We start from the raw sequence: 6388 nt of genomic DNA on the forward strand, positions 1-6388 counted from the left end.
TGATGGCGCCGAAGAGTTACCCAATGTCTCCGTAAACATTGAGATGACGACCTGTCTCAATGTGGTAGCTTTCTGCCAGTGACAAGAGATCCTGAAAATACGGGATCAGCGATATTGTCGCATTGGGATATTTCGCTCGCCACTCGTGATATCGGAGCTGTTCTTCCACGTCGGACCAGGAAACCCACTCGCCGTCGTCATAGAAGGCTCGATCCCAGATATCAGCATCCATTTGAAACCTCTTGGAAGTCCGATCTTCGCGACACCGCCCTAGCGATCTTATGGTCGACCCATGCAGAGAGGCCGTTCCAAAGTCCTTGGTCCAGGCCGACGTGACAAGCGATCGCAATGATCTCCTGATAGGAGATCGGCGTGATCGCCGCTTGGCCAGCGAGACAGGGATCCACCAAGCCTCGCTTTACCTTCTGCGCTGTCGGGAAACTGGGGTGGTCGGCAAAGGCTGCGAGAGCTGCCGCTTGAAGGTTGCGGTGCTTGCCTATCGCTGCCGCCAGCACTGCGTTGCGCATCCACTGATAGGCGTCTCCCTTAAATGGGCAGGGCGTATGATCAACGCCCGGATCGAGCGCGAAGACCTCAGGGATGTATTCCCAGTACCGAATGCCCTTCGCTGTAAGAGCACAGTTCGCGCGGACGCCGTTACGCGGGTTGATTTGGTCAGCGTAGCTTCCGTTGCATTGTCGTTCGCTCGAGCGCGACACAGCCGTTTGGCTACATTGTCCTCCGGGTTCGGTGAACTTGCACTCGATAACGAGCGCGGCCATCGAGCCTACGGCAAGCACGTCGACTTGCGTAGGCCTCGGTTCTCCCAGCATCCGATCGCTATCCGTCCACTCGAGTGTTATCGCCCATGGACCGCCCGGCACCACTCCCACACGCTCGGCTATGGCGTCGAGGATGCGGTCGCGATCGGTGCTCATCTTGAGTGTGCCGAACACGTCGATTGCGATGGCTTGCGAGGAATGTGCCTTGTGCGCCTGGATTCTGTTGGTTCGGTCACGATGCCAGGGGAACGCATTCCAGTCCTCGATCGCTCCGTGGCTGGCCGGAAATAGATTTTCGCGAACTGCCTCGAAATTGGAAATCATCTCGGGTACGTCTCGATTCTTCCATCAAGCCAAGGCAATGTTTTCCTCCAATGGAGGGAGCTCGACCGTGCGGGCATTCGTGATGAGGGCGCGTTAGGTGACACTCGGCTTGTCCACCAGCTTCTCGACCAAGCGCCTGAGTTCCGATGGTGTCGTTTGGCCAGCCACGACCTCGTAATAGCCGATCCCGGCGCGTCGCAGCGCCTCTTTCTTTACTGCGTCGCGCGCGGCCGCGGCACCTTGGTGGTGCGCTCCGCCCTGGTATTCGATGACATGCCGCGGTTGGCAATTGCTGTCTACGAGCAGCAGATCGACACGCTTGGAGTTGACGCAACGGTAGGCGTCTGCGTCGGTGCTTCGGAGGATCTCACCCAGCGAAACCTGCGCCATTACCTGCCAATAAGGATTGCAAGCGATCACGATGCTGTCGAGTTCCCGAAACACTCGGGCTTCGCTCTTGTTGAGCAGCGGTTGAATGGTGAAATGCGAGCGCATCACGATACGCAGTTGATCCGTGGCGTCGACGGGTCTCAATGATTCCGCAGTTGGCTTCTGAAGCCAGGGCCCCGGTATGATGCCCTCATTGCTGAGCTTTTCTTCCCAGCGTGATCTGTTTTTCTCCCGCCACGCCTGCCTTCTCATCGTGGCTAGGAACTGCTCAATGGCCATGCCGATCAGGAGGCCGATAAACAGCGCGGCGATCAGCAGTGTAGGCTTTTCGAAGTCTGCAACGGTTATACCGCCCGAAGCGACTACTGCGGCCGCTCCGATGATTAGCCAAGGCGCTGCGAACAGCACCGACCTTTGGCGATAGTGCATGCCCCTCTCCAGATTTCCCGCCAAGATAGTAGAACGCGCGGAGGACGCGCGAAAAGTCACCCGAAAGAATTAGGTTCCGCGGGCGCTGAGCCAGGAGTTATCGCATGCGAAAGCCTGGGCGGAAGGTTCGATTCCCTTCAAGGCGAGGGTTTGAAAGCGGCTTAGGGGCCGGAATCGGACTGTCCGCCGCTAGGACATCCAACACGACAAGCGGACACCGAACTTCTTGACGCCAAGGTCCCGAATTGATCCCCCAAGCGTACATGGCTTGACTAAGCGCAACACTTCCTGTCCGCCGAAGAGCCGCAGCATGGGTTCTCGGTGGACGTTCGCTCTGCCAGCCAACGGTCCCGAGGCTTGCAACTCGCGGGACGCGGCGTCAACGCGACATGGAGAGCGCCGTCTTCCCTGATAGGAGCGTTCGCGCAGAACAACTGCATCGGCCGGACGCCATCGCTGACTTCGAAGGTCAACTTGGCAGAGCCGTCGAGACGAACGTGTTCGGAAACCTTGCGGACGATGGCTGAGAACTTCCCGGCTGTCATATGGGTCCGCTCGCCCTCCTCGATGTCCCACAGCTGCACGAAAATCTCCGACCAGGCTTCCGGATTTGCTCCGCAATCAAGCGCGGAGAACTGGCCAGCCTTGACCTCTGTCACGTGATAGCCGGGCTTCACGGGCTTTCCGTCATACAGGAAGACCAAGGGCAGGTCCGGTGTCTCTGCGGCTCTGCCGAGCAACTCCCCAAGCGAGATATCGGTTTTGTCGGATTGGCTATTGTCGATCGTGCTCATTTGCGGTTATCCTCGATTTCAATAATTCAAGGATTATTAAAATATGGATGATCGTCAAGCCCTCTCTTCCTTCGCCGCGCTTTCGCAGGAGACCCGGCTCTCCATCGTAAGGACCTTGGTGGTTGCCGGACCTGAAGGTCTGGCCGCCGGCGCGATTGCCGAACGCATGGGCGTTTCTCCATCAAACGTCTCGTTTCATCTCAAGGAACTCGAGCGCTCCGGCCTCATCGCCCAGCGCCGGGAGTCGCGCTCGATCGTCTACAGCGCGAGTTACGACACGCTGGCCGATCTGGTGACGTTCCTGATGGAAGACTGCTGCGCGGGACACCCCCGCATCCGCGGGTCCATCGAGCGATCCGCCAGTTGCTGTTCAAGCGAAGCATAGGCCGTCAAGGAATACGTCATTGCATACGACCAAGGTTCCCGCGGGCATCGTCTCCGCTCTCGGTGTTACGCAAATTATCGGCTACGGCACCCTATACTACTCCTTCAGCATCCTCGCCCCCGGAATGGCCAAGGACCTCGGCATCAGCCTGGAGCGGGTCTTCGCCGTCTTCTCGGTCTCCCTGTTCATAGGCGGCCTGTCCGCCCCGTTCATCGGCAGGCACATGGACAAGATTGGCGCAGCGACCGTGATGACGCTGGGGTCGGTTCTTGCGGCGTTCACGCTGGCGCTGTGTGCATGGTCGCCGTCCGTATCGCTCTTCGCCCTTGCGATCGTTCTGCTGGAGGTGTCCTCCGGGATGGTCCAGTACCAGGCAGCCTTCGCGACGCTGGTCGAAAGCGAACCTCGAACGGCATCACGCAGCATCACCTACCTGACACTCATCGGCGGCTTTGCCTCCACCATCTTCTGGCCGATCGCCGCGACGCTGACCGGATACCTGTCCTGGCGCGAAATCTATCTGGTGTTCGCCGCCCTCAACCTTATCGTCTGCATGCCATTGCACTACTGGATTATGCGTGCCGGAAGGATCGGTTCAAAGACGGACGAGACAAGAACCCGCGAGGTCGTTGTCGGCGCTCTCGAACCCCAGGCGCGTCGCCGTGGCATGCTGCTGGTCTCCTTTGGCTTCTCTCTTTCGGGCTTCACCCTGGCCGCGATCCTCGCCCACATGGTGCCGATGCTCGGTGCGATCGGACTGGGCGGTGCGGCGGTCGTGATCGGCTCCTTGTTCGGTCCGGCACAGGTCATGAGCCGTCTGATCAACATGGTCTTCGGAAAGAGCCTGTCGCCCCCCGCGCTGGCGATTGTCTCTGCGGCGCTGATGGTCGTCGGTGCGGTAATACTCGGGGTGTCAGGTGATTGGTTGCCCGGTGCGGTGGCTTTCGCCATCTGTCTTGGTCTTGGGTCAGGGATCAACAGCATCGCTCAGGGGAGCCTCCCGCTCTATCTCTTCGGGTCCGCTGGCTACGGCGCGATCACGGGCAAGATGGCTGCGGCAAGGTTGGCGACTGGCGCGGCCGCCCCGTTTGCGTTCGCGGCCGCTATGAACCACTTCGGGACAACCATCTCGCTTTTCGTGATCGCCACGCTGGGTACGCTCGGAATCCTGGCGTTCATCGCTGTCGCCTCATCGGTGCGTCGCGACCGCGTTGCCTGATGATGGAAGAGCGTACATAAGGGTCCGCGGATCACCGCCATGAAAGCCAAGCCTCCGTGAACACTACGATCAAATCAACGACGTCACGAAGTCATCCGGCCGCTTTCGGCGGCGGAGCCATCATCGGCGCACTCGGCGGGTTGATAGGGCTTGGAGGGGCGGAATTCCGTCTGCCGCTGCTCATCGGCGCATTCAATTTTGCGGCCCTCGAGGCGGTGATCCTGAACAAGGCAATGAGCCTTGTCGTCGTATCCTCCGCCCTGCCGTTTCGAGCCGGCACGATCCCTTTCAGCCAGATCGCATCGAATTGGCCGATCGTACTGAACCTTCTAGCAGGAAGCCTGATCGGTGCCTGGTTCGGCGCAGGATGGGCGACACGGTTGAAATCTGAGACCCTCTTCAGGGTGATATCCGTTCTTCTTGTCGCGATCGCCGTCGTGCTGGTGCTTGGCCACGGCACCTCGGCGGGTCAACCGCTTCTGATCGGAAACTGGCAGATTGTCGCCGGAGTATCCGCCGGCTTCGTGATCGGCATCGTTGCGTCGCTGCTGGGCGTTGCCGGGGGCGAGTTGCTCATTCCGACGTTGGTTCTGCTCTTCGGCGCGGACATCAAGCTCGCCGGTAGCCTCTCACTGGCGGTGAGCCTTCCCACAATGCTCGTGGGCTTTACTCGCTACAGCCGCGACCAGAGCTTTTCGGTTCTGGGTCGCAACAGGGTGTTCGTCCTCATCATGGCCTCGGGATCGGTGGTGGGCACGTTTGTCGGCGGCCTACTCCTCGGCATTGTCCCGAATTCGATCCTCCTTCCCGCACTCGCCGTGATCTTGTTGCTGTCAGCCGTGAAGGTCTGGCGGCACGGCTGATAGCATTTCTTCTCTAGATCAATTTGACGCGCTTTTCGAGTTCGGTCCCGTGGCCTCAGCCGACGGACCATCCGCCGTCCACCAGCAGGTTCGCGCCGGTGATCAGGCTCGCAGCCGGCGATGCAAGGAAGACTACGGCACCCACCACATCATCGGTTTCCCCGATCCGGCCGAGTGGAATGTGATCGACCGTCGCTTTGCGATTTTCGGCATCGGATAGAAACGGTGCTGTACCATCCGTGTGGATGAACGTCGGCGACACGGTGTTTACTGTGACATTATAGCGTGCCCATTCGGCTGCAAGGCAGCGCGTGAGGTGATTAATTGCCGCCTTGCTCATGCAATAGATTACCTCTCCGCGCAGTGCGACCGTACCGGCCTGTGAGCTAATACTGATGATCCGGCCACCATTTCGCGCGATCATGTGACGGCCCACTGCCTGTGTCATCAGGAAGGTGCCCTTGATGTTGACATCGAGTATCTCGTCAAGGTCCTTCTCCTCAACGAGTTCCGCGAGATTGCCCGGGGCCACGCCGACGTTGTTGACAAGGACGTCGATCCGACCGAATGCAGAAACCGCCGCGTCGACGGCTTGCGCGATATGGGCCTTGTTGGGAATGTCGAGTTCAACGGGGAGAACCTTTCGTCCCGCGCCCTCAAGTTCGGCGATCAGGCCCGCTGATGCTGCGACATCGCGGACCCCCAAGACAATATCTGAGCCTGCTGCAGCACAGGCAAGTGCGCAGGCACGTCCAATGCCACGGCTCGCGCCCGTCACCAAAGTCACCTTGCCCTCAAGGCTAAAATCCGGCGCACTCTTTCGCATCATTGCCTCCTCGATGAAGCTCAATTATTGCAGCGTCGACGTGCGGATGCCAGTTGTTCTGCTCATGTCGCGCACGCGAAGTCCCGTCCGACCAACGTCACGCACGTCGAGAACGACCTTGGGGCAGTGGTACGCGGGCTGTAGGCTTGGCTCGGTGGGAGATTGAAGCTTCCGGCAAAGTGCGGGCGCGATGCCTGACCGATCTTCGTCTCATTGATGAGTATCGGCCTGGGCGTTTCGATCTATGCTTCGCCAGACCTATGGAAGTTCGATCTCACCGGTCACCACGTGGTTGAGACCGGTGCCCTCCGCCGTCAGCGTCATGCGCACCTTCAGCTTCTCGCCGCCGAACTGCCCCTCGCGCACCGCCTCTTCG

The 6388-nt window shown here is 59.6% G+C and carries 9 protein-coding genes; 3 read left to right on the top strand and 6 right to left on the bottom strand.

What is annotated here, in order from left to right; genetic code table 11:
- Positions 1-16: 16 nt before the first annotated feature.
- The 4 genes from I8N66_RS34495 to I8N66_RS34510 all read right to left on the bottom strand — a co-directional run bounded on the left by I8N66_RS34495 (position 17) and on the right by I8N66_RS34510 (position 2719).
- Positions 17-232: a hypothetical protein gene (locus I8N66_RS34495; protein WP_291164171.1), complete on the bottom strand. Its 216-nt coding sequence runs from the start codon at positions 230-232 to the stop codon at positions 17-19.
- Positions 222-1106 carry a hypothetical protein gene (locus tag I8N66_RS34500; RefSeq protein ID WP_291164174.1) on the bottom strand — a complete coding sequence of 295 codons (885 nt, stop codon included), beginning with the start codon at positions 1104-1106 and terminating at the stop codon, positions 222-224. The genes I8N66_RS34495 and I8N66_RS34500 overlap by 11 nt, the downstream gene beginning before the upstream one ends.
- Positions 1107-1199: 93 nt before the next feature.
- The gene (locus tag I8N66_RS34505) at positions 1200-1925 is read right to left on the bottom strand and encodes a DUF2726 domain-containing protein (protein WP_291164177.1); all 726 of its coding nucleotides are present in this window, start codon (positions 1923-1925) and stop codon (positions 1200-1202) included.
- A 272-nt stretch (positions 1926-2197) separates the two neighbouring features.
- On the bottom strand, positions 2198-2719 hold the full coding sequence (locus I8N66_RS34510) for a DUF6428 family protein (protein WP_291164180.1): 522 nt from the start codon (positions 2717-2719) through the stop codon (positions 2198-2200).
- A 43-nt stretch (positions 2720-2762) separates the two neighbouring features.
- Between I8N66_RS34510 and I8N66_RS34515 the strand changes: the two genes are divergently transcribed.
- From I8N66_RS34515 to I8N66_RS34525, 3 genes are read left to right on the top strand one after another with little or no spacing between them, the layout of a single operon-like run.
- Complete coding sequence (locus I8N66_RS34515) at positions 2763-3104, top strand: metalloregulator ArsR/SmtB family transcription factor (protein ID WP_291164183.1); 342 nt, start codon at positions 2763-2765, stop codon at positions 3102-3104.
- Positions 3105-3123: 19 nt separating this feature from the next.
- Positions 3124-4323 (top strand): arsenite efflux MFS transporter ArsK, encoded by a 1200-nt coding sequence (arsK, locus tag I8N66_RS34520; protein WP_291164186.1) that lies wholly within the window; start codon positions 3124-3126, stop codon positions 4321-4323.
- Between the two features lie 56 nt (positions 4324-4379).
- The gene (locus I8N66_RS34525) at positions 4380-5186 is read left to right on the top strand and encodes a sulfite exporter TauE/SafE family protein (protein ID WP_291164189.1); all 807 of its coding nucleotides are present in this window, start codon (positions 4380-4382) and stop codon (positions 5184-5186) included.
- Positions 5187-5241: 55 nt separating this feature from the next.
- Here I8N66_RS34525 and I8N66_RS34530 read toward each other — a convergent pair whose 3' ends face one another.
- Both I8N66_RS34530 and I8N66_RS34535 read right to left on the bottom strand, forming a co-directional pair.
- A complete protein-coding gene (locus I8N66_RS34530; RefSeq protein ID WP_291164196.1) occupies positions 5242-6012 on the bottom strand; it encodes a glucose 1-dehydrogenase in 771 nt (256 codons plus the stop codon).
- Positions 6013-6270: 258 nt separating this feature from the next.
- Positions 6271-6388: DUF6494 family protein (locus I8N66_RS34535; RefSeq protein WP_291164199.1), on the bottom strand; the 118-nt coding region annotated here is incomplete at its 5' end.

The organism is Ensifer sp. SSB1 (genome assembly GCF_016652895.1).
Classification (GTDB): domain Bacteria; phylum Pseudomonadota; class Alphaproteobacteria; order Rhizobiales; family Rhizobiaceae; genus Ensifer.